Annotated in this window: 27 protein-coding genes; 13 read left to right on the top strand and 14 right to left on the bottom strand. The window is 73.4% G+C overall.

The genetic code is table 11. The features are described 5' to 3' along the window. Window positions 1-2: 2 nt before the first annotated feature. Complete coding sequence (locus tag QOZ86_RS00115) at window positions 3-527, bottom strand: GNAT family N-acetyltransferase (protein ID WP_284489910.1); 525 nt, start codon at window positions 525-527, stop codon at window positions 3-5. 190 nt (window positions 528-717) lie between these two features. Here QOZ86_RS00115 and QOZ86_RS00120 point away from each other — a divergent pair, with 190 nt between their 5' ends. The 4 genes from QOZ86_RS00120 to QOZ86_RS00135 all read left to right on the top strand — a co-directional run bounded on the left by QOZ86_RS00120 (window position 718) and on the right by QOZ86_RS00135 (window position 5,840). After that, window positions 718-2,262: an amidohydrolase gene (locus tag QOZ86_RS00120; protein ID WP_284489911.1), complete on the top strand. Its 1,545-nt coding sequence runs from the start codon at window positions 718-720 to the stop codon at window positions 2,260-2,262. A 573-nt stretch (window positions 2,263-2,835) separates the two neighbouring features. Further along, a complete protein-coding gene (gene lnt, locus QOZ86_RS00125; protein WP_284489912.1) occupies window positions 2,836-4,482 on the top strand; it encodes an apolipoprotein N-acyltransferase in 1,647 nt (548 codons plus the stop codon). Then, window positions 4,479-5,252: a polyprenol monophosphomannose synthase gene (locus QOZ86_RS00130; protein WP_284489913.1), complete on the top strand. Its 774-nt coding sequence runs from the start codon at window positions 4,479-4,481 to the stop codon at window positions 5,250-5,252. The genes lnt and QOZ86_RS00130 overlap by 4 nt, the downstream gene beginning before the upstream one ends. 63 nt (window positions 5,253-5,315) lie before the next feature. Beyond that, window positions 5,316-5,840 (top strand): FxsA family protein, encoded by a 525-nt coding sequence (locus QOZ86_RS00135; protein WP_284489914.1) that lies wholly within the window; start codon window positions 5,316-5,318, stop codon window positions 5,838-5,840. A gap of 95 nt (window positions 5,841-5,935) precedes the next feature. On the opposite strand, the gene QOZ86_RS00140 is transcribed toward QOZ86_RS00135, so the two are convergent. From QOZ86_RS00140 to QOZ86_RS00165, 6 genes are all read right to left on the bottom strand, one after another. Next, window positions 5,936-6,280: an RNA polymerase-binding protein RbpA gene (locus QOZ86_RS00140; RefSeq protein WP_284489915.1), complete on the bottom strand. Its 345-nt coding sequence runs from the start codon at window positions 6,278-6,280 to the stop codon at window positions 5,936-5,938. 188 nt (window positions 6,281-6,468) lie between these two features. Continuing rightward, the gene (locus QOZ86_RS00145; RefSeq protein WP_284489916.1) at window positions 6,469-7,224 is read right to left on the bottom strand and encodes a thymidine kinase; all 756 of its coding nucleotides are present in this window, start codon (window positions 7,222-7,224) and stop codon (window positions 6,469-6,471) included. Beyond that, window positions 7,221-8,594 (bottom strand): MFS transporter, encoded by a 1,374-nt coding sequence (locus QOZ86_RS00150; RefSeq protein WP_284489917.1) that lies wholly within the window; start codon window positions 8,592-8,594, stop codon window positions 7,221-7,223. The genes QOZ86_RS00145 and QOZ86_RS00150 overlap by 4 nt, the downstream gene beginning before the upstream one ends. A 52-nt stretch (window positions 8,595-8,646) precedes the next feature. Further along, complete coding sequence (locus QOZ86_RS00155; protein ID WP_284489918.1) at window positions 8,647-9,549, bottom strand: lysophospholipid acyltransferase family protein; 903 nt, start codon at window positions 9,547-9,549, stop codon at window positions 8,647-8,649. Then, window positions 9,534-10,310 (bottom strand): glycerophosphodiester phosphodiesterase family protein, encoded by a 777-nt coding sequence (locus QOZ86_RS00160; protein WP_284489919.1) that lies wholly within the window; start codon window positions 10,308-10,310, stop codon window positions 9,534-9,536. The genes QOZ86_RS00155 and QOZ86_RS00160 overlap by 16 nt, the downstream gene beginning before the upstream one ends. A 44-nt stretch (window positions 10,311-10,354) precedes the next feature. Then, entirely contained in the window at window positions 10,355-11,533 is a 1,179-nt protein-coding gene (locus QOZ86_RS00165) for a MalY/PatB family protein (protein WP_284489920.1), read from the bottom strand. 194 nt (window positions 11,534-11,727) lie between these two features. Here QOZ86_RS00165 and QOZ86_RS00170 point away from each other — a divergent pair, with 194 nt between their 5' ends. Continuing rightward, window positions 11,728-12,012: a hypothetical protein gene (locus QOZ86_RS00170; protein ID WP_284489921.1), complete on the top strand. Its 285-nt coding sequence runs from the start codon at window positions 11,728-11,730 to the stop codon at window positions 12,010-12,012. Between the two features lie 13 nt (window positions 12,013-12,025). Here QOZ86_RS00170 and QOZ86_RS00175 read toward each other — a convergent pair whose 3' ends face one another. Further along, entirely contained in the window at window positions 12,026-12,256 is a 231-nt protein-coding gene (locus tag QOZ86_RS00175; protein WP_284489922.1) for a hypothetical protein, read from the bottom strand. Window positions 12,257-12,734: 478 nt separating this feature from the next. Then, window positions 12,735-13,091 (bottom strand): type II toxin-antitoxin system VapC family toxin, encoded by a 357-nt coding sequence (locus tag QOZ86_RS00180; RefSeq protein WP_284489923.1) that lies wholly within the window; start codon window positions 13,089-13,091, stop codon window positions 12,735-12,737. On the opposite strand from QOZ86_RS00180, the gene QOZ86_RS00185 reads away from it, so the two are divergent. Both QOZ86_RS00185 and QOZ86_RS00190 read left to right on the top strand, forming a co-directional pair. Beyond that, complete coding sequence (locus QOZ86_RS00185; protein ID WP_284489924.1) at window positions 13,090-13,680, top strand: hypothetical protein; 591 nt, start codon at window positions 13,090-13,092, stop codon at window positions 13,678-13,680. The genes QOZ86_RS00180 and QOZ86_RS00185 overlap by 2 nt on opposite strands. A gap of 32 nt (window positions 13,681-13,712) precedes the next feature. Continuing rightward, on the top strand, window positions 13,713-14,090 hold the full coding sequence (locus QOZ86_RS00190; RefSeq protein WP_284489925.1) for a VOC family protein: 378 nt from the start codon (window positions 13,713-13,715) through the stop codon (window positions 14,088-14,090). A gap of 258 nt (window positions 14,091-14,348) precedes the next feature. On the opposite strand, the gene QOZ86_RS00195 is transcribed toward QOZ86_RS00190, so the two are convergent. Beyond that, window positions 14,349-14,471 carry a hypothetical protein gene (locus QOZ86_RS00195; protein ID WP_284489926.1) on the bottom strand — a complete coding sequence of 41 codons (123 nt, stop codon included), beginning with the start codon at window positions 14,469-14,471 and terminating at the stop codon, window positions 14,349-14,351. Window positions 14,472-14,645: 174 nt separating this feature from the next. Between QOZ86_RS00195 and QOZ86_RS00200 the strand changes: the two genes are divergently transcribed. Together QOZ86_RS00200 and QOZ86_RS00205 are read left to right on the top strand one after the other, a co-directional pair. Beyond that, complete coding sequence (locus QOZ86_RS00200; RefSeq protein ID WP_284489927.1) at window positions 14,646-14,834, top strand: hypothetical protein; 189 nt, start codon at window positions 14,646-14,648, stop codon at window positions 14,832-14,834. A 201-nt stretch (window positions 14,835-15,035) separates the two neighbouring features. Beyond that, on the top strand, window positions 15,036-15,710 hold the full coding sequence (locus tag QOZ86_RS00205; protein ID WP_284489928.1) for a M50 family metallopeptidase: 675 nt from the start codon (window positions 15,036-15,038) through the stop codon (window positions 15,708-15,710). Here QOZ86_RS00205 and QOZ86_RS00210 read toward each other — a convergent pair. Both QOZ86_RS00210 and QOZ86_RS00215 read right to left on the bottom strand, forming a co-directional pair. Then, a complete protein-coding gene (locus tag QOZ86_RS00210; protein WP_284489929.1) occupies window positions 15,703-18,117 on the bottom strand; it encodes a glycoside hydrolase family 65 protein in 2,415 nt (804 codons plus the stop codon). The two genes, QOZ86_RS00205 and QOZ86_RS00210, sit on opposite strands and share 8 nt — an antisense overlap. Then, window positions 18,114-18,863: an HAD family hydrolase gene (locus tag QOZ86_RS00215; protein ID WP_284489930.1), complete on the bottom strand. Its 750-nt coding sequence runs from the start codon at window positions 18,861-18,863 to the stop codon at window positions 18,114-18,116. The genes QOZ86_RS00210 and QOZ86_RS00215 overlap by 4 nt, the downstream gene beginning before the upstream one ends. Before the next feature lie 180 nt (window positions 18,864-19,043). Here QOZ86_RS00215 and QOZ86_RS00220 point away from each other — a divergent pair, with 180 nt between their 5' ends. Beyond that, window positions 19,044-19,589: a YbhB/YbcL family Raf kinase inhibitor-like protein gene (locus tag QOZ86_RS00220; protein WP_284489931.1), complete on the top strand. Its 546-nt coding sequence runs from the start codon at window positions 19,044-19,046 to the stop codon at window positions 19,587-19,589. A gap of 110 nt (window positions 19,590-19,699) precedes the next feature. Further along, entirely contained in the window at window positions 19,700-20,617 is a 918-nt protein-coding gene (locus QOZ86_RS00225; RefSeq protein WP_284489932.1) for a serine hydrolase, read from the top strand. 13 nt (window positions 20,618-20,630) lie between these two features. Here QOZ86_RS00225 and QOZ86_RS00230 read toward each other — a convergent pair whose 3' ends face one another. After that, on the bottom strand, window positions 20,631-21,446 hold the full coding sequence (locus QOZ86_RS00230) for a GNAT family N-acetyltransferase (RefSeq protein ID WP_284489933.1): 816 nt from the start codon (window positions 21,444-21,446) through the stop codon (window positions 20,631-20,633). Window positions 21,447-21,560: 114 nt separating this feature from the next. On the opposite strand from QOZ86_RS00230, the gene coaA reads away from it, so the two are divergent. Together coaA and QOZ86_RS00240 are read left to right on the top strand one after the other, a co-directional pair. Beyond that, window positions 21,561-22,523, top strand: coding sequence for a type I pantothenate kinase (gene coaA / locus QOZ86_RS00235; protein ID WP_284489934.1), 963 nt, complete (start codon window positions 21,561-21,563; stop codon window positions 22,521-22,523). A 208-nt stretch (window positions 22,524-22,731) separates the two neighbouring features. Beyond that, window positions 22,732-22,935, top strand: a complete 204-nt coding sequence (locus tag QOZ86_RS00240) for a DUF5999 family protein (protein ID WP_284489935.1) — start codon at window positions 22,732-22,734, stop codon at window positions 22,933-22,935. Window positions 22,936-23,079: 144 nt separating this feature from the next. Here the strand turns inward: QOZ86_RS00240 and gcvP are convergent, their stop codons facing one another. Next, entirely contained in the window at window positions 23,080-26,097 is a 3,018-nt protein-coding gene (gene gcvP / locus QOZ86_RS00245) for an aminomethyl-transferring glycine dehydrogenase (protein WP_284489936.1), read from the bottom strand. Window positions 26,098-26,240: the final 143 nt, after the last annotated feature.

Below are 26,240 nucleotides of genomic sequence, written 5' to 3' on the forward strand. Positions count from 1 at the left end.
GATCACTCGACCACGACGGGTGCCATGAGCCGGAACGCTTCGAGCTCGACGTCGTACCAGCGGGTCATCCGGCCCAACGGTGTCATCCCCAGCCGCCTGCAGACCGCCATCGACGGCGCGTTGCCGGGCCGCACGACGGCGTAGACCTCGGGCAGGCCGAACTCGAACGCGCGGTCCACCACCGCCCGCGCGGCCTCTGTGGCGTAACCGCGTCCCCACGAGTCGGGGTGGAGGTGCCAGCCGACCTCGATCTCCCCGACCCCGTTCGGCAGCGGCTTGAGCAGCACCGTCCCGGCCGACACGCCGTCGGGCCGCTCGATGGCCCAGCAGAGGAAGCGGGGGTCGAGCTGGTGCACCGCGGTCCAGCGGGCCACGAGCTCGTCCGGTGGCACGGAGGGGCCGCCGCCCAGCCACCTGGTCACCTCGTCGCGGCCGTAGATGTCGGCCAGCCGGGCGAGGTCCGCGGCACCGGTGGTCCACGGCCGGAGCCGTAGCCGCTCCGTGCACACCTGCTCGACCACGTCCATCCCTCCTGCTTACCGTCGCCGCGGGGCCGTGGCCACCTGGGAACGCCGGGTACCCCGGCGGTTGCAGCGTCAGCAGCGGGCAACACGGCGGCCGCCCGGCCGGAGGCGCGCCCGTCGACCGTGGTCTGCTGTGTGTCCGGAGCACCGCCGTCCCCGGGCGGGGCCACGAGGCGGAAGGACGGCGGCGGACGTGACCGGTTCCGGCAGGAACGCGCAGGTGCGCGGATCCCTGCTGCTCACCGACGTGACCGTCGGCGACCGGCCTGGCAGAGCGGTGCAGGTCGTCGACGGCCGGATCGCCTGGCTGGGCGCAGCCGCCGACGCCCCTGCCGCCGGCCGGGTGGTCGGGGGAGAGGGGGCGCTGCTCACACCCGCCTTCGTCGACGCCCACGTGCACGCGACCGCCACCGGACTCGCGCTGACCGGTCTCGACCTCCACTCGAGCCTGAGCCTTGCCGACGCGGTGGCGTCGTTGCGGGCGCACGTCGCCGGAGTGCCCGTCGGCATCGTCCTGGGCACCGGCTGGGACGAGACCGGCTGGCCGGAGCGTCGCGGTCTCACCCGGGCCGATCTCGACGCGGTGGCGGGGAGCCGGCCGGTCTACCTGGCGCGGGTCGACGTCCACTCCGCCACGGTCTCGACCGCGCTGCTCGACCTCGTCCCGGGCATCACCGGCCTGCCGGGCTTCTCGTCCGACGGCAGGCTGCGCCTGGACGCCCACCACGCCGCCCGCCAGGCGGCGTACGGTGCGGTCGGGCCGGCCCAGCGCCGCGCTGCGCAGCGGGCCACCCGGGCGGCCGCCGCCGCTCTGGGCATCGGCAGCCTGCACGAGATGGCCGGGCCGGAGGTCTCTTCGGCCGATGACCTGTCGGAGCTGCTGCTCCTGGCCGGCGACGAGCCGGGCCCGCGGGTGCTCGGCTACTGGGGTGAGCTCTCCGAGCGCGGTGGCCTGGAGCTCGTCCGCGAGCTCGCCCTGGCCGGCGCAGGGGGAGACCTGTTCTGCGACGGCGCACTCGGTTCGCACACCGCGGCCCTGAGCAGCCCGTACCACGACCGGCTGGACACGTCCGGCGTGCTTCGGTTCGAGACGGCGTCGCTCGTGGCGCACGTGCGGGCCTGCACGGCGGCCGGCATCCAGGCGGGCTTCCACTGCATCGGCGACGCCGCCGTCGGCCAGGTGCTGGACGCGGTGGCCGCGGTCGTCGCAGAGCTCGGCGTCGCCGCCGTCCGTTCCTGCCGGCACCGCCTCGAGCACCTGGAGATGCCCTCGGCCCAGGTGGTGGAGCGGATGGCCGAGTGGCACATGGTCGCGAGCGTGCAGCCGGCCTTCGACGCCGCCTGGGGTGGGGACGCGGGTATGTACGCGGAGCGGCTGGGCGTGGAGCGCGCCCTGGCCACCAACCCGTTCGCCGACCTCGCCGACGGCGGCGTCGCCCTGGCGCTGGGCAGCGACGCACCGGTGACAGCACTGGACCCGTGGGGTGGCGTGCACGCCGCCGTCGACCACCGGACGCCCGGCTCGGGCCTGCGCCCGTTCGACGCGTTCGACGCCGCGACCCACGGCGGCTGGGTCGCCGCCCGCTCCGAGCACCCCGCGGGCCCCCTCGCCGTCGGCGCAGCGGCCGACCTCGCCCTGTGGGCGACCGGGAACGGGCTGTCGCGGGTCCTGGCGGACCGGTCCCGCCTGGGCTGCCGGCTGCTGCTCGTCGACGGCGTCCCGGTCGGGAACTCCTGACCCACCCGGGACTTCCTGGACAGCAGGTCTCCCCGGTGGCCGGACAAGATGTGTCGGGGACAACGATCAGTAACGATCCGGTCACACTGCGGCTCGCAGCTCTCCGGGGTCTCGATCTCTGGGCGCCGTGGTTCTTACAGTGCCTGCAGTTCCTGACCGGACGCACCGCCTGAGTGCTCTCCCGGCAGGCGCGCCAGGCCCCCCGGCCGGCGTGGCCGGCAGCCGCCGGCCACGCCCCCGGGTCGTGGGGGACGGGCGTGCCGCCGGCGGACGCGGAGGCGGGCATCCCGGCGGAGCCCACGCCGACCCGCGCCATCAGACAACGGTCGCGCCCCTCGCCGCCAGCGAGTGGCCGTCCGGCCCGAAGGTGCGTCGCCCGCGTGCGGCGACCGCTGGCGCGACCCGTGCAGGAGATCCGGAGCCCGGACAGGTGGTGTGGGGAACGTCCGCTCACCCGCCGGGCGTAGATGGGATGCTGGGTCAGGACCGCGCGGAACCGCCGGTCCGGACCCTGCCCGAGCGGTGCGGGGACGATCCGCCCCTCGGGGCGCCGGCACCTCCCGGAGGCTCTGCGTGCCCGTAGGCGATGCTGGGCCGGCGACGGGCACGCTCGCCCGGCCGACCGGCCCCGACGTCGCCGCCCACCCGGGCGCGGCTGCGCGCCGCGCGCTGCGGGCGCCGTGGCGCACGCTGCTGGCCGCTGCCGGTGGGCTGGCGATGTTCCTGTCCTTCCCCGGTCACGATCTGACCACCCTCGCCGTCCTGGGGCCGGCCGCGCTGGCCGTGGCGGTCCGGGGCGTCCGGGTGCGCACCGGGCTCTGGCTGGGCCTGGTCATGGGACTCGCGTTCTTCGTGCCGCTGCTCTCCTGGACCGGCATCTACGTCGGGGCGTTCCCGTGGCTGGCCCTCGCGCTCAGCCAGGCGCTCTACCTGGCGCTGCTCGGTGCGGCGACAGCACTCACCTCCCGGCTGCCGGCGTGGCCGGTGTGGGCGGCCGCGCTCTGGGTCGCCGACGAGGCGATCCGGGGGCGCTTCCCCTTCGGTGGCTTCCCGTGGGGCCGGCTCGGGTTCTCCCAGAGCGAGGGACCGCTGCTCGCGCTGGCCGCCTACGGCGGCGTGCCCCTCGTCAGCTTCGCGGTCGCCCTCGTGGGCGCCCTGCTGGCTGCCGCGGCGCTCGCCCTCGGCCGGGCCTGGCGTGCCGGAGCGGCCTCGGCGGGGGAGCAGCGGGGCGCCGTCCGCTCGGCGCTGCGGCTCGCCGCCCTCGTGCTGGCCGTGCCGCTGATCGGTGCGCTGGCCTGGCTGCCCCTGCCCGGTGACTCGCTGACGGCGGGCGGGCCGACCGCCGCGGTCGCGGTCATCCAGGGCGACGTCCCCCGCGCGGGACTGGACTTCAACGCCCAGCGCCGGGCCGTGCTGGACAACCACGTCCGGCAGACCCTGCAGCTGGCCGCCGACGTGGCCGCGGGGGAGCAGCCGCAGCCCGACGTCGTCCTGTGGCCGGAGAACAGCTCCGACATCGATCCCTACACCAACGCCGACGCGGCCACGCAGATCCAGCGGGCCGCCGACGCCGTCGACGCGCCGATCCTGGTCGGGGCCGTCGTGGACGGTCCCGGGCGGTACATCAGCAACACCGCGATCGTCTGGACGCCGGAGAACGGCCCCGGCGACACCTACGTCAAGCGCCATCCGGTGCCCTTCGCCGAGTACGTGCCGGCGCGGGACTTCTTCCGCTTCTTCAGCGAGAAGGTGGACCTGGTCCGCCGGGACTTCGCCGCGGGCGACGAGGTGGGCCTGCTCGAGGTGGGCGGCATCCGGCTGGGCGACCTGATCTGTTTCGAGGTGGTCTACGACGGCCTGGTCCGCGACGTCGTGGACGCGGGCGCCGGCATGCTCGTCGTCCAGACCAACAACGCGACGTTCGGCTACACCGACGAGAGCGCCCAGCAGCTGGCGATGAGCCGGCTGCGCGCCGTCGAGTACGGGCGGACGGTGGCGGTCGCCGCGACCAGCGGTATCTCCGCGATCGTGGCACCCGACGGCACCGTCGTCCGGTCCTCGGAGCTGTTCGAGCCCGCGATCTTCGTCGAGGAGATCGCACAGCGCGACGGCGCCACGGTGGCGCTGCGCCTCGGCTCCGCCCCGGAGTGGGTGCTCACGGCGCTGGGACTGGCGGCACTGCTCTGGGCGGTCCGGGCACGACGGGGGAGCGCGGCGTGACCGATCGCGTCCTGGTGGTCATCCCGACGTACAACGAGGTCGACAACCTGGCAGAGGTGCTGGAGCGGCTGCACGCCAGCAACCCGGACGCGCACGCCCTCGTGGTGGACGACGGCTCACCCGACGGCACCGGAGCGCTCGCCGACACGCTCGCCGCCCACGACCCGCGCATCCACGTCCTGCACCGCACCGCGAAGGCCGGGCTCGGCCGCGCCTACGTGGCCGGGTTCCGCTGGGCCCGCGAACGTGGCTACGACGTGCTGGTCGAGATGGACGCCGACGGCTCGCACCCGCCCGAGCAGCTGCCCCGCCTGCTCGCCGCGCTGGCCGACGCCGACCTCGTGCTCGGCTCGCGGTACGTCGACGGTGGCCGGGTCGAGGACTGGCCGCTGCACCGGCTGCTCCTCTCCCGCATGGGCAACAGCTACACCCGCCGGGCGCTGCGCCTGCCGCTGCACGACGCCACCGGCGGCTTCCGCGCCGCCCGCGGCGAGCTGATCGACCGGCTGCCCTTCGACGAGGTCGCCAGCGAGGGGTACTGCTTCCAGGTGGACTGGGCGTGGCGGGCGGTGCGGGCCGGCGCCCGGGTCACCGAGGTACCGATCACCTTCTCCGAGCGCATCCTCGGCCGGAGCAAGATGAGCGGCTCGATCGTTGGAGAGGCGTGGGTACGGGTGACGGTGTGGGGCGTGCAGGACCGGCTGGCCGGCTGGCTGCCGGGCCGGGTGCCGCCGCCGCTGCCCCGCCCGGCCGAGGAGCCCGGGCAGTGACCCACAGCCGGCGGGACCGCCGCCGGGCCGAGAAGGGGCTCCGGCCCCGGAGGAGGGATCGTCGTGGCTGACCTGCTGCGCCGGCGGCTGCGCCTGGTCGTCGGGTTGACCGCGCTGGCCGAACTGGTCGTCTTCGTGCTCGTGGCCGCCTGGATCGGGGTGGGCTGGACGGTCCTCGCCATGCTGGCCACCAGCGCGCTCGGCTGGATCCTGCTGGCCCGGCAGGGCCGACGTGCGCTGACCGACCTCCGGGCCCGGGCCGCGTCGCGGCAGGCGCCCGGGAAGGAACTCGGTGACGCCGGCCTGGCCGCCGTCGGCGGCCTGCTGATGGTGCTGCCCGGGTTCATCGGCGACCTGCTGGGCCTGCTGTGCCTGCTGCCCGGCACGCGTGGGCTGCTGCGCCGGGTGCTGTCACGGGTCGTCCTCGCCCGGCTGCCCGATCACGTGCGCGGCCCGGTCCGGGTCGGCAGCACCCGCAGCGGGCACGTGCCGCCGGCCGGCCCGTCCGGGAGCACCGGCACCGGAGAGCCCCTGGTGCTCGAGGGTGAGGTCGTCGACGGCCCGACGACGGACCGCCCGCGGAACTGACCGCAGACGCGGAACGGCCCCGGTGGATAATTTCCACCGGGGCCGTTCGAGAGCTGATCAATCGGCCCGCCTCCAGGGGAGAGGCGAGCCGTTCTTCAGCTGGCCCGGGTGCGCCGGCCGCGGAGCACCTCGAGGCGCTCGGCCAGGACCTCCTCGAGGTCCTCGACGCTGCGACGCTCGAGCAGCATGTCCCAGTGGGTACGCGGAGGCTTCACCTTCTTGGGCGCCGGCTCGGCCCCGCCGATCAGCTTGGCCGCGCCACCGTCGAACTTGCACTCCCACGTGTCGGGGAGCTCGGCGTCGTCGGCGAACGGCACCGTGAACAGGTGGCCGGAAGCGCACCGGTACTCCGCGTACTGCCGCTCGATCGGAGCGGTGTTCCGCTCGGTCTCGTAGCTGACGCTGCCCAGTCGGCTGCCGCGCAAGGAACGCTCACCCATGGCACACCGTCCTCTCGTCTTGTGTCGGTCGGGACTCGACGTCCGATCGCCGGGGCCTTACCCAGACGACCGAGGAGTCAGAGAGATGAACGACCAAAAAGGCGGAGAGATTCCGCCGAATCGGCTGCTCATCATCGCATGGGGTGGGATCCGGGCTGTCGGCGGCCCCCACACGGGTGAGAGCAGGCTCAGGGCTGGCTTAGCTGTTCCCGGCCCGCCGCCGTGGGGCCCAGCTCACCGCGCGCGTAGTGCCGTCGGCACAGCACCTGGTACCGGACGGCGGGGGAGGGGCCGGTCGCCTCCCCGGGCAGCTCGGGCGGAGCGGTGTCGGCGACGACGACGGTCTCGCCCGTGCGCACCATGATCCCGTCGACCACGCGTGCGTTGAGCAGCCCGGGCAGGCCGCACCAGCACAGCACCTCGACCTGGATGCGCTGGATGTCGTCGGCCACCTCCAGCAGCCGCTGGGTGCCGGGGAACAGCCGGGTGCGGAAGTCGGTGGTCAACCCGAACGCGTATACGTCGACGTGCGATTCGTCCACGACCTCGGCGAGCTGGTCGACCTGGCCGCGGGAGAGGAACTGCGCCTCGTCGACGATCAGGTAGTCCACGCGGTGGCCGTCCGCCCAGCGGTCCCGGACGAGCAGCCGCAGATCGGTACCGCTGTCGATGCCGAGCGCCTCCCGGCACAACCCCACCCGGGAGCTGATCTGCGGCGCGGCGGAGCGGTCCCCCTGGGTGACCAGCAGCCCGTGCCGGCCCTGCCGGCTCTGGTTGTGGTCGACCTGCAGCGCCAGCGTCGACTTCCCGCAGTCCATGGGTCCGTGGAAGAAGCGCAGGTGCGCCGGAGCGGGATTCCGGCGGTGGTCCCCGGACGTGGGCACCGCGGCCGGGGACGACAGCGGCAGGGGAATGGTCGGGGAGCCGGACTCGCCCGCGGTCACACGCGCTCCGGTGGGGTGTTGCCGGCCTCGACGATCGCCTGGCGCAGGTCCAGCTTGGCGAGCAGGTAGAAGCCGGCGACGAAGAAGAAGATCAAACTGAAGATGGCGTACCGGTAGGAGTCGGTCAGCTGGTAGGTCAGGGCGAACAGGAACGGGCCGAGCCAGCTGGTCCCGCGGTCGCTGATCTCGTAGAAGCCGAAGTACTCGGCCTCCTTGCCCGGTGGGATCAGCTGGCTGAACATCGACCGGGACAGCGCCTGCGTGCCGCCCTGCACGAACCCGATCACCGAGGCGAGCAGGTAGAACCCGACGACGGCGCCGGCCTCGAGGAAGTACGCCGCCACGAGCACGCCGGTCCATGCCACGAGCGCGCCGAGCACCGTGCGCTTCGCGCCGATCACGGCCGCCGCCCGGCCCAGCGTCAGCGCACCGAAGAAGGCCACCACCTGCACGAGGAGGATCGCCGAGACCAAGGTGGTCTGGCTCAGCTCCAGCTGCTCGGCGCCGTACTGCGCCGAGACGCCGATGATGGTCTGGACGCCGTCGTTGTAGAGCAGGTACGCCGCGAGGAACCACAGGGTCAGCCGGTACCGCCGCATGTCCCGGAGCGTCGCACCGAGCTGCCGGAAGCTGGCCCCGACCGCACCGGCCCGCGGGCCGGCCGGGACGACGTCTCGTGGCCGGCGGTTGCGCAGCAGCGAGACGCTGACCACGGTGAAGCCGGCCCACCAGACGCCGGCCGAGGCCAGGGAGATCCGCACCGCCTCACCCTCGGTGAGACCGAGGCTCTCGTGCTGCGTGAACAGGGCCAGGTTGGCCGCCAGCAGCAGCGCCCCGCCGAGGTAGCCGAACGCCCAGCCCCGGCTGGAGACGGCGTCCCGCTCCTCCGGGCCGGCGAGGTCTGGCAGCCAGGAGTAGTAGACGACGGTGGCCGCGCCGAAGCAGAGGTTGGCGACGATGAACAGCGCCGCGCCGAGCAGATAACGGGCGTCGGCCACGAAGAACATCGCCATCGTGCACAGCGAGCCCAGCGTGGCGAAGCCGGCGAGCAGCTGCCGCTTGTGGCCGGTGCGGTCGGCGATCGCGCCGGTCAGCGGCAGCACGAGGACCTGCAGGAGCACCGACAGGGAGAGCACGTAGCCGAAGAAGCTGCCCGACGGGACGCTGATGCCCAGCGGGTGGATCCGGTCGTCGGCGTCCGCGGCCGCCTCGGCGATCGAGGTGAGGTAGGGCGCCAGGAAGACGGTCGTCACCGAGGTGTTGAAGACCGACATCGCCCAGTCGTAGGAGTACCAGCCGAGGCGCTCGCGCCGGAGCGCGCGGTCGACCGGCGGCACCGACGGACCGGTGGCGGGCGGGGCGGTGGTCACCGCGGCAGATTCCCAGGCCGTTCCGGCGCGGTCCAGCACCGGGGCGACGCCCTCACGGGATGTCGTCCGGCACGATCCCGCCGGGGAACGCGGCGACAGCCGTCGTCGGGCGCGTCGGGTCGTCGAAGGCCGGGGCGTCGAGCTCGTCGGCGCGCAGCCGGCGCAGGCCGCGGGTCAGCGCCGCGGCGATGCGCAGGCGGGCCCGGTTGGCATCCCCGACCCGTCCCATCTGCAGGTCGTCGAAGACGACGGGCGGGCCGACGTGGACCCGCAGCGCCGGACGCCGCACGACGGCCCGCAGGAGCGTGCGCAGCTTCCCCCAGTCGTTGCCGTACTGCAGCACCTCGTGCGCGCCCCACTGGCTCACCGGGATCACCGGGACCTGCAAACCGAGAGCCAGCCGGGCCATGCCGGTGCGCCCGCGTTCGGGCCAGAAGTCCGGCGCCAGTCCCACCCGTCCCTCGGGATAGGCGACGACGTGGCCGCCGTGGACCAGCGCCACCTCGGTCACCCGGACCGCGTGCCGGGCCAGCTCCGTGCCCCGCTCGACGCGGATGGCGCCGGTGCGCTCGATCAACGGCCCGGCCACCGGCGCGGAGACGATGCCGCCGGTGGTCATGATCCGCGGCGCCACGCCGAGCTTGCTGAGCGCGACGGCGATGACGACCGGATCGAAGTCGCCGATGTGGTTGGCAGCCAGCAGCAGCGGTCCGCGGCGCAGCTCCTCGGGGATGCTGCCGGTCACCTCCACCCGGCCGAAGAGGCCCACCAGCCAGGAGAAGCGGCGCAGCAGGAGACGCCACACCCACCACGGCGGCGCGACGGCGATGGCCAGTTCGCGCGCGAACCACTCCGGATCCCCGGGCCGGACGAGGTCGGCGAGATCCTGCGGCAGCGGCGGAGTGCGCGGGTGCCAGCTCTGCAGCCGCGCGCCGATGCTCACCGCGGCGCCCACTGGCCGCGCTTCTCCAGCAACTCGCGCAGCATGGCCGGCCGGTCGGTCATGATCCCGTCGACACCGAGATCGAGCATCGCCTCGGCCTCCACCGGGTCGTCCACGGTCCACACGTGCACCTGCAGGCCACGGGCGTGGGCGGCGGCCACGAACCGCTCGTCGACCAGTGCCCGGCCACCGAGCTGCAGGGGCACCTGCGCGCAACCGGCGGAGATGCGCACCAGGCCCGCGGCCCGCGGGGAGTAGGACGACAGCCGCAGCGCGGCGACCCCGCGCGGTCCCAGCGAGGTGCACACGGCGGGGCCGAACAGCCGCCGGGCTGCGGCGATCCGTGCGTCCGAGAAGGAACCCAGGCAGATGCGGTCGGTCACCGCCATGCGGCGGGTGAGCCGCACCAGGGGAGCCAGCACGCCGGCCGCCTTGATGTCGAGGTTGAACCGTACGTCGGGCCAGGCGGCCAGCAGGTCCTCCAGGCGCACGATCGGCTGCCGGCCGCCGATGCGGGCCTCGCACACCTGAGCCCACGTCAGCCCGTCGATCCGCCCGGTGCCGTCGGTGATCCGCTCGAGGGTGGGATCGTGGAAGGCCACCAGCACGCCGTCGGCGGTGACCTGGACGTCGGTCTCGAGGTAGCGGTAGCCGAGGTCCACGCAGGCCTGGAAGGCCGGCATGGTGTTCTCCAGGTGCTCGATGGCCCCGCCCCGGTGCGCCATGGCCAACGGTGTCGGCCCGTCGAGAAAGGGGAACCGCGCGGCAGGCACGCGTTCACGCTAGTGGGGGCGCGCCCGGTCCGTGCGGGGCCCTGTCAGGCCCGTCCCAGCGCCGCGGCCATCCGCTCGACCATGGCGGTGAGCAGCGGCCTCGACGTCGCGAAGTTCAGCCGCACGTAGCCCGGGGCGCCGCACTCCGCGCCGTCGACCAGGGCGACCCCCGCCTGCTCCAGGAAGAAGTCGCCGGCACGGCCCGCCAGGCGCAGCTCACGGCAGTCCAGCCAGGCCAGGTAGGTGCCCTCGGGAGGCTCGAACCCGATGGCCGGGATCTGCCGGGCCAGCAGGTCGGCCAGGACCCGGCGGTTGCCGGCGAGGTAGTCGAGCACCCCGTCCAGCCACGGCCCGCCCTCGGCGTAGGCGACGGTGGCCGCGAGCACGCCGGGGGTGGCGGCTCCGTGCCCGGCCAGGAAGCCGACCCGCGCCCAGTGCTCGGCGTCCGCGGCGGTGGAGACGATCAGCTGGGCGGCCTTCAGCCCCGGCAGGTTCCACGCCTTCGACGCCGACGTCGCCGTGACGGTGTGGCCCGCGGTGACCGGGCTGAGCGAGGCGTAGGGGCGGTGGGCTGCTCCCGGCAGGACCAGCGGCGCGTGGATCTCGTCGGAGAACACCCGCGCACCGGAGCGGTCGACGACGTCGGCCAGCTCGAGCTGCTCGGCGGTGCTGAACACCCGCCCCGTGGGGTTGTGCGGATTGCAGTGCACGAGCAACCGGCCGCCCTGGTCGAACGCGCGCCCGATCCCGTCGAGGTCGTAGGTCAGGCGCCCCTCGCGCCGGACCATCGGCACCTCGATCAGCTCCCGGCCCAGCAGGCTCGGAACGCTGCGGAAGGGCATGTAGGCGGGCGTGGGCAGGACGACCGGGCTCCCGGCGGGGGTGAAGTGCTCGATCGCCGCCTGGAACCCGGCCAGGACGTCGGGCAGCGGGGTCACCCACTCCGGCGGCACCGCCCAGCCGTACCGGTCGGCCTGCCACCGCGCGCAGGCCTCCGCCATGTCGGTGGCGGCTCCGGGCGTGAGGTAGCCGAAACGGCCGGCCTCCACCGCGGCGGCCAGGGCGCGGGTGACCACCGGCGCCGTTCCGAAGTCCATCTCGGCCACGAAGGCGCCCAGGGCCCCGGTGTACCGGGTCCACTTGAGGCTGCCGGCGGCACGCAGTCCCTCCTCGCTGAGCGCGTCGAAGACCGGGGAGAGGTCCTCCTGCGAGGGATGGGTCATCTCGGACCTTCCGTGCGGTGTCCTGGCGTGTCACCGGAAGCTGTCGGCAGCGGCGTCTACCGTGCGCAGTCGTGGCACAGCAGCACGCGTCCGGCAGCGTCACCTCGGCGCCCCTCGTTCCCCTCCCCAGCCGGGGGAGTGACGACCAGCGGCGCTGCGGGTGGTGCCGACGGGTCCTCCCGCAGCAGGGGTCGGTGGGCCGTCCCCGCCTGTACTGCGGCCAGGCGTGCCGGCAACGGGCTTACGAGCAGCGGTCGGCGACGGCCAAGGCGGGGCTGCCGGGCGACGTCGTCCTGGTGTCGCGGGCGGAACTGGACGGTCTGCAGGACCGGCTGTTCCAGTTGCGTTGCGCCCTCGAGGACGTCCAGACCCTGCTCCAGGAGCGGCCGACCAAGGCCGAACTGGAGCGTTCGCTGGCCGAACTCGTGCACTCGACCGGCCGGCTCGACCGGCTCTGGGTCACCGAACGCTCCAACTGAGCCAGGCGATGGCTCAGTCCGGGTCGATGGCGTCCTCGTCGGTGCCCTGGCCGGGCTCCCGGTTGCTGTTGTCCGGCAGGTTCTCCCGGTCGGCTTCCTCCGGGTCGACCGTCTCCACGACCTCATCTGTCGAGCCGTCGTTGCGGTCGAGCCCGGCCGGGTCACCGCAGGCGCTCAGCGAGGCCGCTCCGCCGAACAGTGCCAGCGAGGTCATCAGTGCGGCGAACGGTCGTCGGATTCTCATGGTGCGACCCTACGAACGCCGACGGCCGGCCGCCCGTCGAACGACGGACACCACACCAGTTGCGTCACAGTGACGCTATCTGGCTGGTCACGGCGGTAGGGGGGAGAGACCTCTGGAGATGTCCACCCTGCGCCAACATTGCGTCCGGCCGGCACCCGCTGGTGAGGGGTCAGGCGATCTTGATCGCTTGTTGATCATGACAGGGGAGTCGTGGACCGATGTGGTGGAGCGGTCGGCCCCCCGAGGCGCCGGGTCCAGGATCGATCGCACCCGGCCGGCCGTGGCGGTGTTCGTCCGGGAGTTCGGCGCGGGACCGGCGAGGCGGCGTCGAGGACGAGGACGGCGGCGACGATTCCTGGAGGCACACGCTGGTCCGCCGGTCCGGCCAGCGTGTGTAGGACAAGATCGACAACCCCTTCCGGCGCTCGGGGTCTGGCGCCGATAATCCACATTATGTCAACTAACGAGGCAAAGGCCGCTACGTGAGCACCAGGACGTCGTAATCGGCGAAGCGTCGATCCGCCGTCACGAGGACGAGCCCTCGTCGCATGGCTTGAGCAATCAGGATCCGGTCGAAAGGATCGGCATGATGTCGAGGTAGCGCGCCGGCCGCCAGACCGTCCTCCACGGTGATCGGGATGGCGGCGAAGCCTTGGCGCTCGAGTTCCTCGGCCAGGTCGTCCGGGATCGCCAGCTTTCCGATAAGGCGGACTAAGTCAACGTTCCGCAGCGAGTTGGATCCGCACGCGGTCCCGGCCCCCCGGATCAGCGATCTACGACCGTCGGCGACGGTGACAGCGTTGCCGCACGAGCCCCTGCGGGAGGATGGCGGCATGCCACCCGCCTGGACGCACGTCGGCCGCTGCTGGACCAACGGCGAGCCGTTCCTCGCCCTGGACGGCGATCTGCTCCCCGCCTGGCGGGGCCTCTCCGACCAGGCCTACGAGGCCCTGGTGCCGCAGCTGGGGTACCAGCTGACCGGCATCCCGGTCGGCGCCAGCACCGCGGCGGTCGTGCTCACCGACCCGGATGTCGGTGACGAAGGCTGGCTGGAGGTCTTCCGGGGCGACGACGGCAGCGTCGCCGTCGTGCAGGCCAGCGCCGGCGACTACCGCGGCACACTTGCCGCCGCGCTGGCGTTCCCGGCGGCCGGCGACCACATCGGCGACCTGGTGACGGTGCCCAGCGGCCGGCTGGCCTTCATCAGCGCGGCTCTGGACGGTACCGGCGAAAACGGGGCTTTCCTTCTCCCCGAGTCCCCGGGGCCGACGCCGTCGTCGGACCGGCTGGACGACGACGACGCCACCGATGCCAGCCCGATCCTGGTCGTGCCACCGGGGACCTTCCGGCTGTCGGTTCTCTGGTGCACGGAGCTGTACCAGGACGCCGTCTTCGCCCGCTGGCTGTTCACCCGCCAGGACTGAGCGCTCAACTGCCGCACACCGGGCGGTCGACCATGCAGCGGGACTGCTCGACCGACCTCTCCCCCGGAGTTCCCGGGTTCCCCACCGGGCGCCCGATCCTCGTCACGCCGGTCCTCGAGCGCCTGCCCTCATACGTCGGCCTGTTCGACGCTCAGGCGACCGACCGCTTCCCCCAGAAGGGCCCGCTGTTCCACCTCGGGCTCCGTCTCGGGAACTCCGGGCTCGGGCTCACGGCCGATTCCGCGGTCGGGACGGGCTTCCCGGGCCGGGTGCTGCTCAACGTCGAGGTGCCCGACGTCGACGCAGTCATCCCCCGCGTCGCCGGCCTCGGCGGTACCGCACCGTCTGGGGCGAACGACATGCCCTGGGGCGCGTCGCCCACGTCACCGACCCCGACGGCAACGCGGTGAACCTGACCCAGCAGCTGTCCAGAAGTTCTCCGATTCCACCGCCGCCCGGGGGTAGCACCCGGGCGACCGGATCAGCGAGCCGGAGCGGGAGGCCGCGGGTCTGAGCCCTCTCCAGGCCCTACCGAGGCCGGTCGGCGGCGTCCTCGTCGCTCTCGGGAATCCTGCTGAAGGTCGCCAGCGCGCCCTTCTCCGAGAAGGCTGCCCAGAGGTTGAACCCGATGATGGCGATGCCGGCGACGCACCACAGGACGAGGAAGGCTAGCCCTCCCCGTCCAGGCCACTGCTCACCATCGTGACGACGCCGAAGACCAGCAGGGCCAGGCCGAAGGCCGCTCCGAAGATCGCCAGGGGCTTGCTGGGCTTGTACCGGTAGCTGCTCACCGGGTCTTCCTCTCCCGTGCTGCGCGACCGGCTCCGGTGTCCCCCTCCGGCCCCGGCGATCGTGGCACTCCCCCGCCGGCTGCGCGCGGTGGCGACGCGTGCAGCCGGCCCGGGTAGGTGTCCGGCCCGGGCAGCCGGGTAGCGCCCCGCAGATACCTACGACTGGAGACGCTCATGACCGAACGGCATCCCGACACCGACAACAGAGGCGAACCGGGCGGCACGCCCACCCCCGGACCGGACGACCTCATCGACAAGCCGACCACCCCCGGTGCCGGGAACGGCGGGACTGTGACGCCCGGGGTCTACGACGCCGACGAGGACGATCGGGAGCGCGGCAAGGCGGCCAAGCCGGGCAACTGAGGCCGGACGCCGGTGTTGTTTCTTCCGTCGTGTTCGTGTTGCTCGTAGCGGATGGTTTTGTTGTCTTATTGTTGGGGATAACGGTGCATCGACGGCGGATGGCCACCGGAACGCCGCCGGCTCCGGCTCTGCGATCCTGTGCGGGACCCCCGGCGCGACGGAGGAGACATCCTGGAGCGGCTGCAGCGCTGGTGGGCGCAGGTGAGCGCGACGGTCCCCGATCTGTCCCCCGGCCTGCTGTGGGGCAGCGCCGCCGTGGCGGCGCTCCTGGTCGGCTCCCCCGCGGCGTGGCGGCTCACCCGCAACGTCGTGACGATCGCCCACGAGGGGGCGCACGGCCTGGTGGCCGCGGCCGTGGGCCGCCGGCTGGCCGGCATCCGGCTGCACTCCGACACCTCCGGGCTGACCGTCTCCGCCGGCCGCCCCACCGGGATCGGCATGGTGCTCACCTGCGCGGCCGGTTACACCGGCCCCGCACTGTTCGGCCTGGGCGCGGCCGCGCTCCTGACCGCGGGCCACGCCGTCGGCCTGCTCTGGGCCCTGCTGGCCCTCCTGGCACTGCTGCTGGTCCAGATCCGCAACTGGTACGGCCTGTGGTCGGTGCTGGTCACCGGCGGGATCGTCTTCGCGGCCACCTGGTGGCTGCCGCCGGCGGGCCAGGCGCTGTTCGGGGCGGTGGCCACCTGGTTCCTGCTGCTGGCCGCGCCGCGCGCGGTGCTGGAGCTGCACGGGGCCCGGCGCCGCCGGGCCGCACCGGACTCCGACGCCGACCAGCTCGCCCGCCTGACCCGCCTCCCGGCTCCCCTCTGGGTCGGCTTCTTCCTCGCCGTCGACGTCGGGGCGCTCGCGTTGGGCGCCCGCTGGCTGATCAGCTGAGCCGCTCGCTGTCCTTGGCCGACGGGCGCACGGCCGGTGTGCTCCGGGACCGGGTCCGCCGCCGGGGCTCGCACCCCGGTGGCTGGGAGACCGGCTCGACGTCCGGCGGCTTCGGGATGTCCAGCACGACGTCCTCGTGGTCGATGGTCACCTGCTGCCCGTGGTGGCGGATGTCCAGCGGATCGCCGTCGACCAGCCGGTAGGTGGCCCGTGCCGGCTCCACCGTCACGGTCAGCTTTCGCCCGCGGTAGACCATGCGGAAGCAGAGCCGGGTGATCCGCGGGGGCAGCCGCGGGGCGAACGCCAGCTGCCCGTTGTGGTCGCGCATCCCACCGAACCCGGCCACGGCGACGGTCCAGGCGCCCGCCAGCGAGGCGATGTGCAGCCCGTGACCGGAGTTGAGGTGCAGGTTCTGCAGGTCGGTCAGCGCCACCTCCGCCCAGTAGTCGTAGGCGAGCTGTAGGTGCCCGGTCTCGGCGGCGACGACGGCCTGCTGGCTCGCCGACAGCGACGAGTCCCGGGTGGTGCGGGCCTCGTAGTAGGCGAAGTCGGCGATCTTCTCCTCGAGCGTGAAGGCGTCGCCGCGCAGGTGCAGCGCCATCACCAGGTCGGCCTGCTTGGTGACCTGCTTGCGGTAGATGTCGAAGTACGGGTAGTGCAGGAGCAGCGGGTAGTCCGAGCGCGGGGTGTTCTCGAAGTCCCACTCCTCGTGGTGGGTGAAGCCGTCGGACTGCATGTGCACCCCGCGCCGGGTGTCGTACGGCACCGCCATCAGCGAGGCCGCGCGCAGCCACGTCTCCACCTCGTCCTCCGACACCTCGAGCCGGCCGGCCACGTCGGGCTGGCGGCGCACCGCCGCGGCCGCCTCGCGCAGGTTCCGCTGCGCCATCAGGTTCGTGTACACGTTGTTGTCGACCACGGCCGTGTACTCGTCCGGGCCGGTCACGCCGTCGATGCGGAACCCGTGCTCGGTGTCGAAGTGGCCGAGCGAGGCCCACAGCCGGGCGGTCTCGACGAGCAGTTCGGTGCCGAAGTCGCGGTCGAAGTCGTCGTCCAGGGTGGCGTTGAAGTAGCGGACGACCGCGTCGGCGATGTCGGCGTTGATGTGGAAGGCCGCGGTCCCCGCCGGCCAGTAGCCGGAGGTTTCCTCGCCGCGGATCGTGCGCCAGGGGAAGGCCGCCCCCTGCATGCCGAGCACGCGGGCGCGCTCCCGGGCCTTGTCGAGGATCGAGTGCCGCCAGCGCAACGCGTCCCGGGCCGCCTGCGGAGCGGTGTAGGTCAGCACCGGCAGCACGTAGGTCTCGGTGTCCCAGAAGGTGTGGCCGTCATAGCCGGGGCCGGTGAGCCCCTTGGCCGGGATCGGCTGCCGTTCCCCGCGCAGGCCGGCCTGCAGGAGGTGGAACATGCCCACCCGCACCGCCTGCTGGAGCTCGTCGTCGCCCTCGATCTCGACGTCGGCATCCTCCCAGTGCTGGTCCAGCAGCTCGCGTTGCTCGCGCAGCAGGCGGTCGAACCCGGCCAGCTTGGCGGTGGCCAGGGCGCCCTCGACCTGGTCGCGCACCGCCGGGGCCGACCGGCGCGAGGACCAGCCGTAGGCGAGGAACTTGGTCAGCGTCAGCACGCCGTGCGGCGGGATGCGGGCGGCCAGGGCGTAGCGGGCGAGGTCGCCGCTGGCCTCGAGGTCCTCGGTGCTGGTGTCGGGGATCTCGATCAGGTGGTCCATGCCGGCGGCGACGCGCAGCCGGCTGCGCTTGGTGCGGTGCACGAGGACCGCCCGCCGGCCACGCCCGGCGGCCAGCTCGCACTCCAGCGGCTCGGCCAGTGCGGCCGCCGCCCGGGGATCGCCGTCGACGGTGCTCTGGCCGGCGGTCTCGTTGGCCAGCAGGTCCGACTGCAGGGAGACGTACAGGTCGCCCAGGTCGTCGATGAGCTCGACCTGGTACTGGATGGCCGCGACCGACCGGCGGACCAGGGAGACCAGCCGGGTGCTGGTGATCCGCACCGTCCGCCCGCCCGGGGAGCGCCACTCCGTGGCCCGGCGGAGGACCCCGCCCCGCAGGTCGAGGGTCCGCCGGTGGTCGATGATCTCGCCGTAGTTCAGGTCCAGCGGCGAGTCCTTGACCAGCAGGCGGATGAGCTTGCCGTCGGTCACGTTCACGACGGTCTGGCCCTGCTCCGGGAACCCGTAGCCGACCTCGGCGTAGGGCAGCGGCCGCTGCTCGTAGAACCCGTTGAGGTACGTACCGGGGACGGCGACCGGCTCCCCCTCCTCGAACGACCCGCGCATCCCGATGTGCCCGTTGGCCAGCGAGAACACCGACTCGTGCACCGCGAGGGAGGCATGGTCCAGCCCGACCTCGGTCAGCGCCCAGGGTTCGATGGGGAACGAGGCCCGGCCCTCGGTCACCCGTCCTCCTCCCCCAGCAGCTCGGCGAGGTCCTGCACCACGACGTCGGCGCCGGACTCCCGGAGTCCGCCGGCGTGCCCGACCCGGTCGACTCCGACCACGAAGGCGAAGCCACCCGCCCGTCCGGCGGCCACCCCGGCGAGGGCGTCCTCGAACACGACCGCCTCCTCCGGTGGTACGCCGAGGGCTCGGGCACCGGCGAGGAACGTGTCGGGGGCGGGCTTGCCGCGCAGCTGGTCGCGCGTGGCCACGACCCCGTCGATCCGGACGTCGATCAGGTCGGCGAACCCACCGGCCCGCATCACCTGCTCGCCGTTGGCCGAGGCGGTCACCACGGCCGTCGCCAGCCCGGCGTCCCGCACGGCACGCAGGTAGCGGATCGAGCCCTCGTAGACCTCGACCCCGTGCTCGTCGAGCTCGGCCAGCACCAGCTCGTTCTTCCGGCTGGCGACCGCCTGGACGGTGGCGGCGTCGGCCGGGTCGCCGGGGCCACCCTCGGGCAGGGTGATGCCCCGGCTGGCGAGGAAGTCCCGCACCCCGTCGGCCCGTGGCTTCCCGTCGACGTGCTCGTTGTAGTCCTCCTGCGAGAACTCCGGCGCTCCGGGGTCGCGCGAGCGCAGGAACTCGTCGAAGGTGCGCTTCCAGGCCGCCATGTGGACCGTCGCGGTGCGGGTGAGGACGCCGTCGAGGTCGAACAGGCAGGCACGGACGCCGTCGGGGAGACCGACCGATCGCGGAGTGGCCACGGTGCGACGCTACCGGCGACGAGCCCGGTCCACGTGTCCGGACCTGCGGTCCCGCATCCCGGGGTATCTCTGCGGCGGCCCCCGTCGACGGGCGCCGCCGTCCTCGGCTGCCTAGGGTCCGACGGAGGACGCTGCGCGCATCCGGCCAGCCGTTCACCGCTACCGAGGGAGAGGACCACCATGGCCGACCGGCCCACCCCGCCGAACCCGTACGACTTCCTGCCGAAGGTGCCGGGCTTTTCTGTCACCAGCAGCGACGTGTCCGACGGGCAGCCGCTGCCGATGCCGCACGTCAGCGGCGTCATGGGCGCCGGCGGCGAGGACCGGTCCCCGCAGCTGTCCTGGTCCGGTTTCCCGGAGGGCACCCGCAGCTTCGCCGTCACCGTCTACGACCCCGATGCACCGACGGCCAGCGGGTTCTGGCACTGGGCGGTGGCGAACATCCCGGCCTCGGTCACCGAGCTGCCCTCCGGCGCCGGCGACAAGGAGACCCCGCGGCTGCCCGACGGGGCCCTCCAGCTGCGCAACGACGGTGGCTTCGCCGGCTACGTGGGTGCCGCTCCGCCGGCCGGCCACGGCCCGCACCGGTACTTCGTGGTGGTGCACGCGGTCGACATCGACCGGCTCGACGTCGATGCCGACGCCACGCCCGCCGTGCTTGGCTTCAACCTCTTCTTCCACACGCTGGCGCGGGCCACGCTGATCGCCACCTACGAGCAGCAGTGAGGCGCTGCCGCTGTGCAGCCGCCTGGTTGCACAGCGGCACGGCCGCCCGCTGGTCCCGAACGGATCGGGCTTCCCCGGATGAGCCACCGGTCGGCGGGTAGCGGTCAGATGTGTCCCATCCGATTGCCCCGCACCGATCGCGGTCCGCAAGGATCTCGGCACTCGCGGTCCTGCTCACCGGGGTCCACCTGCTCGCGCTGGTGCTGGCCATCCCCGGGCGGGCCACGACCGGCGGCGGGCCTCCGGACAGCCTCGTGACCGACGCGGTGCGTGCCCACGGCGGGGCCGGCACGCTCGCCGTCGTGGTCGCCCGTCAGCACACTCGCGCCACCGAGGGCAGCATCCGTGCGATCGAGGCACGCGCGGCCCGCCGGGCCGCCTACGGCTCCGACAACGGCCCGGTGAGCGACCGGCCGTTCCCGACCGCGTCGATGGTCAAGCTCTTCATGGCCGAGGACATCCTCACCCGGGCACGCGACGGCTCGATCGAACTCACGGCCCGCGAATCCGACCTGTTGGCCGCTATGATTCGGCGGTCGGACGATCCGGCCGCCTCCCTGCTCTGGGTGCGGTTCGACGGCAGTCAGATGGTGCGCGACGTCGCTGCCCGGTACGACCTGGCGGGCACCCGCCCGCCGCCGGCGGAGATCCCGGGCCAGTGGGGGCAGGCGGTCACGACGGCGCAGGATCTGGCCCGGTTCCTCGCGCTGCTGCCCGTGGTCGCCCACCCCCAGGACGCGAGCACCTTGCTGAGCTGGATGCGGGGGACGACACCCCAGGCCGCCGACGGCTTCGACCAGCGGTTCGGGCTGTTCGGCACGCTCCCGGGCGATCCAGCCGTGAAGCAGGGGTGGATGTGCTGCGTCGACGGCCAGCGGCACCTGCACTCGGTCGCCGTCCTCGGCTCCCGGGTGGTCGTGCTGCTCAGCGAGGTCCCGCGGTCGGCGGACTACGGCTCCGCGCGCAGGGCCCTCACCGCGGCCGGGGCGGCGATCGCCGCCGGCTTCGAGACCCCCGGCGACAGGTGAGCCGTCGGCCGGGTCACTCCCCCGGCGCCTGCAGCTCGGCGACGCCGGTGGTGGCGATGCGGGCGAACCCGATCCGCTCGTAGACGCGGGCGACGTCGTCGTCACCAGCGGCCAGGAACACCAGGTCGGCAGTCTCGCGAGCGTGCGCGGCCAGCGCGGAGGCGATGCCGGCGCCCAGGCCCCGCCCGCGGAGCCTGGGCAGGGTCGCCACCCCCACGATCTCGCTGACCTCGGTCCCGTCGACGTCGACCGGCTGGTGCCAGCCCACCGCGACCGGCTTGCCGTGCTCGATGGCGACCATCATGACGGTGCGCCCGTCGGCGATGCGCTCCCGCAGCACGGCGGTGCGCCGCGCGGCCTCAGCCGAATCGTCGAGCAGCACCTCCTCGACGTCGACCGCGCCACCCGGATGCGCGAACGCGACCGTGGCCACCTGCTGGTAGCGCGGCAGCTCGGGGTCGTCTCCTCCTACGAGGAACAGTCGCACACCCGCCGGGAGCACCACGTCGACCGGGTCGGCGGCCACCAGCAGCGGCAGCTCCTCCACCGTCATCCCCGCGGCCCGGGCGACGCCACCCACCTCGGGCGAGCACTCCGGAACCCATTCCAGGGCGGCCGGAAGGCCCGCCGCCCGCTGCAGCGCGACGGCGGCGCGGACGTCGTCGACGGTGACCGGATCGCCGTCCCACCGGGGGCGCGCCGGGTAGGGCCAGGCCGGATCGGCGATCGGGACATCGAGCGTCCCGGCCGTCTCGATGCGCGCATCCGGCAGCGGCGCGGCGGCGAAGTACCGCTCGATGCACTCGAGCAGCCCCGGGTGGGAAGACACGGGACGACCCTAGACGGGCGCCGTCCCGGCCGGGTCCCGCGCCGGCGCTCCGGCGGCCCCTGCCCACCCGCGCGGGTGACCCGCGCGCAGGTCGCTCCCGGGCGGGACGGCACGATGGGCACTGTGACGGCTGGGACGCGTGGCTCCATCTCGCCCTACGCGGTGTTCGACCGCGACTCGTGGCGAGCGCTCGCGGCCGGGTCCAGCCTGCCGCTGGACGCCGCCGACCTGGATGCCCTCGCCTCCCTCGGTGACCGCATCGACCTCGGCGAGGTGGCGACGGTCTACCTCCCGCTGGCCCGGCTCCTGGGTCTGCACGTCGCCGCCAGCCGCCGCCTGTGGGCGGCGCAGAGCGAGTTCCTCGGCGACACCACCGCCAAGGTTCCCTTCGTCATCGCCGTCGCCGGCAGCGTCGCCGTCGGCAAGAGCACCACCGCCCGCCTCCTGCAGACCCTGCTGGCGGCGACCCCGGGCGCCCACCGGGTCGACCTGGTCACCACCGACGGCTTCCTGCTGCCCAACGCGGTCCTGGAGGAGCGTGGCCTGCTCGGCCGCAAGGGCTTTCCGGAGAGCTACGACCGACGGGCCCTGCTGCGGTTCCTCGCCGACGTGAAGTCCGGTCGGGAGGAGGTGTTCGCGCCGGTGTACGACCACCAGTCCTACGACATCGTGCCCGGGCGGGTGCAGGCGGTCGACCGGCCGGACATCCTCGTGCTCGAGGGGCTCAACGTGCTGCAGGCCGGACGGCGCACGGACGGATCGGCTCCCGACATCTTCCTGTCGGACTTCTTCGACTTCTCCGTCTACGTCGATGCCGCCGAGGGCGACATCCAGCGCTGGTACGTCGAGCGCTTCCTGGCGCTGCGGCGGACCGCGTTCCAGGACAGCACCGCCTACTTCCACCGCTTTGCCGACATCACCGACGAGCAGGCCCGGGAGACGGCGCTGGACATCTGGGCCGCGGTGAACGGGCCGAACCTGCGGCACAACATCGCCCCGACCCGCTCCCGGGCGCGGCTGGTCCTGCAGAAGTCCGCGGACCACTCGGTGCGGCGGGTCCTGCTCCGCAAGCTGTGAGCGGAGCCGGTCGACACGCCGATCGCACGGCGTCACCCATGCGCTGCTGCGGAGCACCATGGCAGGACCTGACGACCCGGACGGGTGACTCGGTGACCTGGATCACGTGACCTGAGCCCCGTTCGTGCCGACACTGATGGAGTCCGGTAATCGGATGCGTACCACCAGTGACTGCCGGCTTCCTCCCGGCGAAACGGAAGTGACTGCCATGTGCACCCACCGCACCCCCTGCCCCGAGCCCGCCAGCGACGCCCGTGACCTGGCCGCTGTAGTGAGCAGCCACCCCGAGCAGGGCTGGCGGCTGCTCTGCAACGGCGTCGTGCTCTTCGACGACGACGGGGCGCTGCTGCCCGACGGCCGCGCCGTTGCCGACCACCACGTCTGGCTGGCCCCGCAGCCGGTCAGCGCCTGAGTCCTCGGGCCGGCAGGACGGCATGGCACGCCCATGCGCGTGGATGCGGTCATGCGCGCCGGATAACCGCATCCAGGCGCATATCAGCGGATCGGCGCAGCCACGGCCCAGCTTCTCGGCGTCGGCGTGCAGCGGCGCGCCGGGTCAGCTCCGGGCGCCGACCACGTCGGCCACCGTGCCGAGGTCGTCCGGCGCACCACCGGTGCGGCCGGCCACCTCCTGGGGCTCCGGATCGGCGAACGCCTCCGGCGGCGGGCACGAGCAGACCAGGTTGCGGTCACCGTAGGCCTGGTCGATGCGGCGCACCGGGCTGAGGTAGCCCCGGCTCTTCAGCCGCGGCACCGGGTGCACCGCGGCGCTGCGCGGATAGGGCCGGCCCCACTCCCCCGCCACCATGGCCAAGGTGTGCGGCGCGTTGCGCAGGGGGTTGTCGGTCCGGTCGTACTCGCCAGTGGCCACCTTGTCGATCTCACCGCGGATGGCCACCATCGCCTCGACGAACCGGTCGAGCTCGGCCTTGTCCTCGCTCTCGGTCGGCTCGACCATCAGCGTTCCGGCGACCGGGAAGCTCATCGTCGGCGCGTGGAACCCGAAGTCGATCAGCCGCTTGGCGATGTCGTCGTTGGTGACACCGGTGGCCTTGGTGAGCGGCCGGATGTCGAGGATGCACTCGTGGGCCACGAGCCCGTTCGCACCCGTGTAGAGCACCGGGTAGTGCTCACGCAACCGGGCGGCGAGGTAGTTCGCCGCCAGGATCGCGTGCTCGGTGGCCCTCGTCAGGCCGTCGGGGCCCATCAGCCGCAGGTACGCCCAGGAGATCGGCAGGATGCCCGCCGACCCCCAGGGAGCGGCGGAGACCACCGGCCCGGCGGCGCCGGTGTCCACGACCGGGTGGCCGGGGAGGAACGGCACCAGGTGCTCCCGGACGGCGACAGGGCCGACCCCTGGCCCACCGCCACCGTGCGGGATGCAGAAGGTCTTGTGCAGATTCAGGTGGCTGACGTCGGACCCGAACCGGCCGGGCCGGGCGAGCCCCACCATCGCGTTCAGGTTCGCCCCGTCGACGTACACCTGACCGCCGGCGTCGTGGACGGCTGCGCAGATGTCCTGGATGTCGGTCTCGAACACGCCGTGGGTCGACGGGTAGGTGATCATGAGCGCGGCCAGCCGTTCGGCGTGCTGCCGCACCTTGGCCCGCAGGTCGGCGAGGTCGACGTTGCCGGCCTCGTCGCAGGCCACCACGACCACCCCCATGCCGGCCATGACGGCGCTCGCGGCGTTGGTGCCGTGCGCGGAGCTCGGGATGAGGCAGACGTCGCGCTGCTCCTCACCCCGGGAACGGTGGTACCCGCGGATCGCGAGCAGCCCGGCGAACTCGCCCTGCGACCCGGCGTTGGGCTGCACGCTGACCGCGGCGTAACCGGTGATCTCCGCCAGCCCCGCGCACAGTTCCTCGATCAGCCGGGCGTAGCCGCGGGCCTGGTCGGCCGGCACGAACGGGTGCAGGTTCGCGAACTCCGGCCAGGTGATGGCGGCCATCTCGGTGGCGGCGTTGAGCTTCATCGTGCAGGAACCCAACGGGATCATCGTGCGGTCCAGCGCCAGGTCCTTGTCGCTCAGCGAACGCAGGTAGCGCAGCATCGCGGTCTCCGAGCGGTGCGCGGAGAAGACCGGGTGGGTCAGGAACTGCGTGCGGCGACGGAGGTCGGCCGGCAGCGCATCCGCGCCCTCGTCGTCCTGCGCGGCGTCGTCCACCGCGACGCCGAAGGACTCCGCCACGGTTCGGAGCACCGCGGGCGTCGTCGTCTCGTCGCAGGCGACCTGCACGGTGTCGGCGTCGACCTGCCACAGGTTGATCCGCCGCTCGGCCGCCGCCACCACCACCTCGGCCGCACGGCCGGGCACGGCGACGTGCAGCGTGTCGAAGTAGTGCTCGTGCACGATCTCCAGCCCCCCCGACCGCAGCCAGCCGGCCAGCACGGTGGCGCTGCGGTGCACCCGGGCGGCGATGGCCGCCAGCCCCTCGGGGCCGTGGTAGACCGCGTACGCGCCGGCCATGACGGCCAGCAGCACCTGCGCGGTGCAGATGTTGCTGGTCGCCTTCTCCCGGCGGATGTGCTGCTCGCGGGTCTGCAGCGCCAGCCGGTAGGCGACGTCGCCGTCGGCGTCCACGGAGACGCCGACCAGCCGGCCCGGCAGCTGCCGGGCCAGCCCCTCGCGGACCGACAGGTAGCCGGCGTGCGGGCCGCCGTAGCCCATCGGGACGCCGAAGCGCTGGGTGGTGCCGCAGGCGACGTCGGCGCCCCACTCCCCCGGCGCCTCCAGCAACGTCAGCGCCAGCAGGTCGGCGGCGACGACGACCGACGCGCCGGCCTCGTGGGCTGCGGTGGCCAGCGTTCGGTGGTTCCGGACCGCGCCGCTGGCCCCCGGGTAGGACAGCAGGACGCCGAAGGCGCCGGCCTCGGGCAGGTCGGTCGGCCAGCCGTCGGTCAGGTCGGCGACGTGCAGCCGGATGCCGAGAGGCTCGGCGCGGGTCTGCAGCACCGCGAGGGTCTGCGGCAGCGTGTCGGCGTCGACGACGAAGACCGCATCGTCCTTGGCCCGGCCGGCCCGGCGCACCAGCGTCATGGCCTCCGCCGCGGCGGTCGCCTCGTCCAGCATCGATGCCCCGGCGACGGGGAGCCCGGTGAGGTCGGCGACGGTGGTCTGGAAGTTGATCAGCGCCTCGAGCCGCCCCTGGCTGATCTCGGGCTGGTAGGGCGTGTAGGCGGTGTACCAGGCGGGGTTCTCCAGGACGGTGCGCTGGATGACCGGTGGGGTCACCGTGCCGTGATAGCCCAGGCCGATCATCGAGGTGAAGACCTCGTTGGCCGCCGCGCACTCCCGCAGCAGAGCGAGGACGGCCGCCTCGCCCTGGGCCGGCGGGAGGGCGAGCGGCGCACGGTCCCGGACGCCCTCCGGGACGCAGGCGTCCGCCAGAGCGTCCAGCGACGGGTGACCGACCGTCTCGAGCATCGCGGCGGTGTCCGCGGGGCGGGGGCCGATGTGGCGGCCGGCGAAGGAACCGGCAGGGTCCAGCGACGTCAGCGAAGGAAGCGGCCCGGCCAGCGGCGGAAGGTCCGCGCCCTCGGGTCCAGCGACGGTCTCAGCACGGTCTGCCACTGGCAGAACGCTACCAGCGGGATGTCCCGACGAGCGGGGGCCCGGAGGGCTCCCCGAGGAGGGACGGGGTGGAAGACGAAGACGCTATGACTCCGTCGTCCTACCGGACGACACCGCGACCAGGTGCCGTCCCGACACCGCTG

It is taken from the genome of Blastococcus capsensis (genome assembly GCF_030165005.1).
GTDB lineage: Bacteria > Actinomycetota > Actinomycetes > Mycobacteriales > Geodermatophilaceae > Blastococcus > Blastococcus capsensis.

Bases quoted from the DNA above. Each gene is read 5' to 3' on its own strand.
- QOZ86_RS00115 (WP_284489910.1), bottom strand. From the start codon at position 527: ATGGACGTGGTCGAGCAGGTGTGCACGGAGCGGCTACGGCTCCGGCCG.
- QOZ86_RS00140 (WP_284489915.1), bottom strand. From the start codon at position 6,280: ATGGGTGAGCGTTCCTTGCGCGGCAGCCGACTGGGCAGCGTCAGCTAC.
- QOZ86_RS00165 (WP_284489920.1), bottom strand. From the start codon at position 11,533: ATGACCCATCCCTCGCAGGAGGACCTCTCCCCGGTCTTCGACGCGCTC.
- QOZ86_RS00175 (WP_284489922.1), bottom strand. From the start codon at position 12,256: ATGAGAATCCGACGACCGTTCGCCGCACTGATGACCTCGCTGGCACTG.
- QOZ86_RS00185 (WP_284489924.1), top strand. From the start codon at position 13,090: ATGCCACCCGCCTGGACGCACGTCGGCCGCTGCTGGACCAACGGCGAG.
- QOZ86_RS00180 (WP_284489923.1), bottom strand. From the start codon at position 13,091: ATGCCGCCATCCTCCCGCAGGGGCTCGTGCGGCAACGCTGTCACCGTC.
- QOZ86_RS00190 (WP_284489925.1), top strand. From the start codon at position 13,713: ATGCAGCGGGACTGCTCGACCGACCTCTCCCCCGGAGTTCCCGGGTTC.
- QOZ86_RS00200 (WP_284489927.1), top strand. From the start codon at position 14,646: ATGACCGAACGGCATCCCGACACCGACAACAGAGGCGAACCGGGCGGC.
- QOZ86_RS00220 (WP_284489931.1), top strand. From the start codon at position 19,044: ATGGCCGACCGGCCCACCCCGCCGAACCCGTACGACTTCCTGCCGAAG.
- coaA (WP_284489934.1), top strand. From the start codon at position 21,561: ATGGGCACTGTGACGGCTGGGACGCGTGGCTCCATCTCGCCCTACGCG.
- QOZ86_RS00240 (WP_284489935.1), top strand. From the start codon at position 22,732: ATGTGCACCCACCGCACCCCCTGCCCCGAGCCCGCCAGCGACGCCCGT.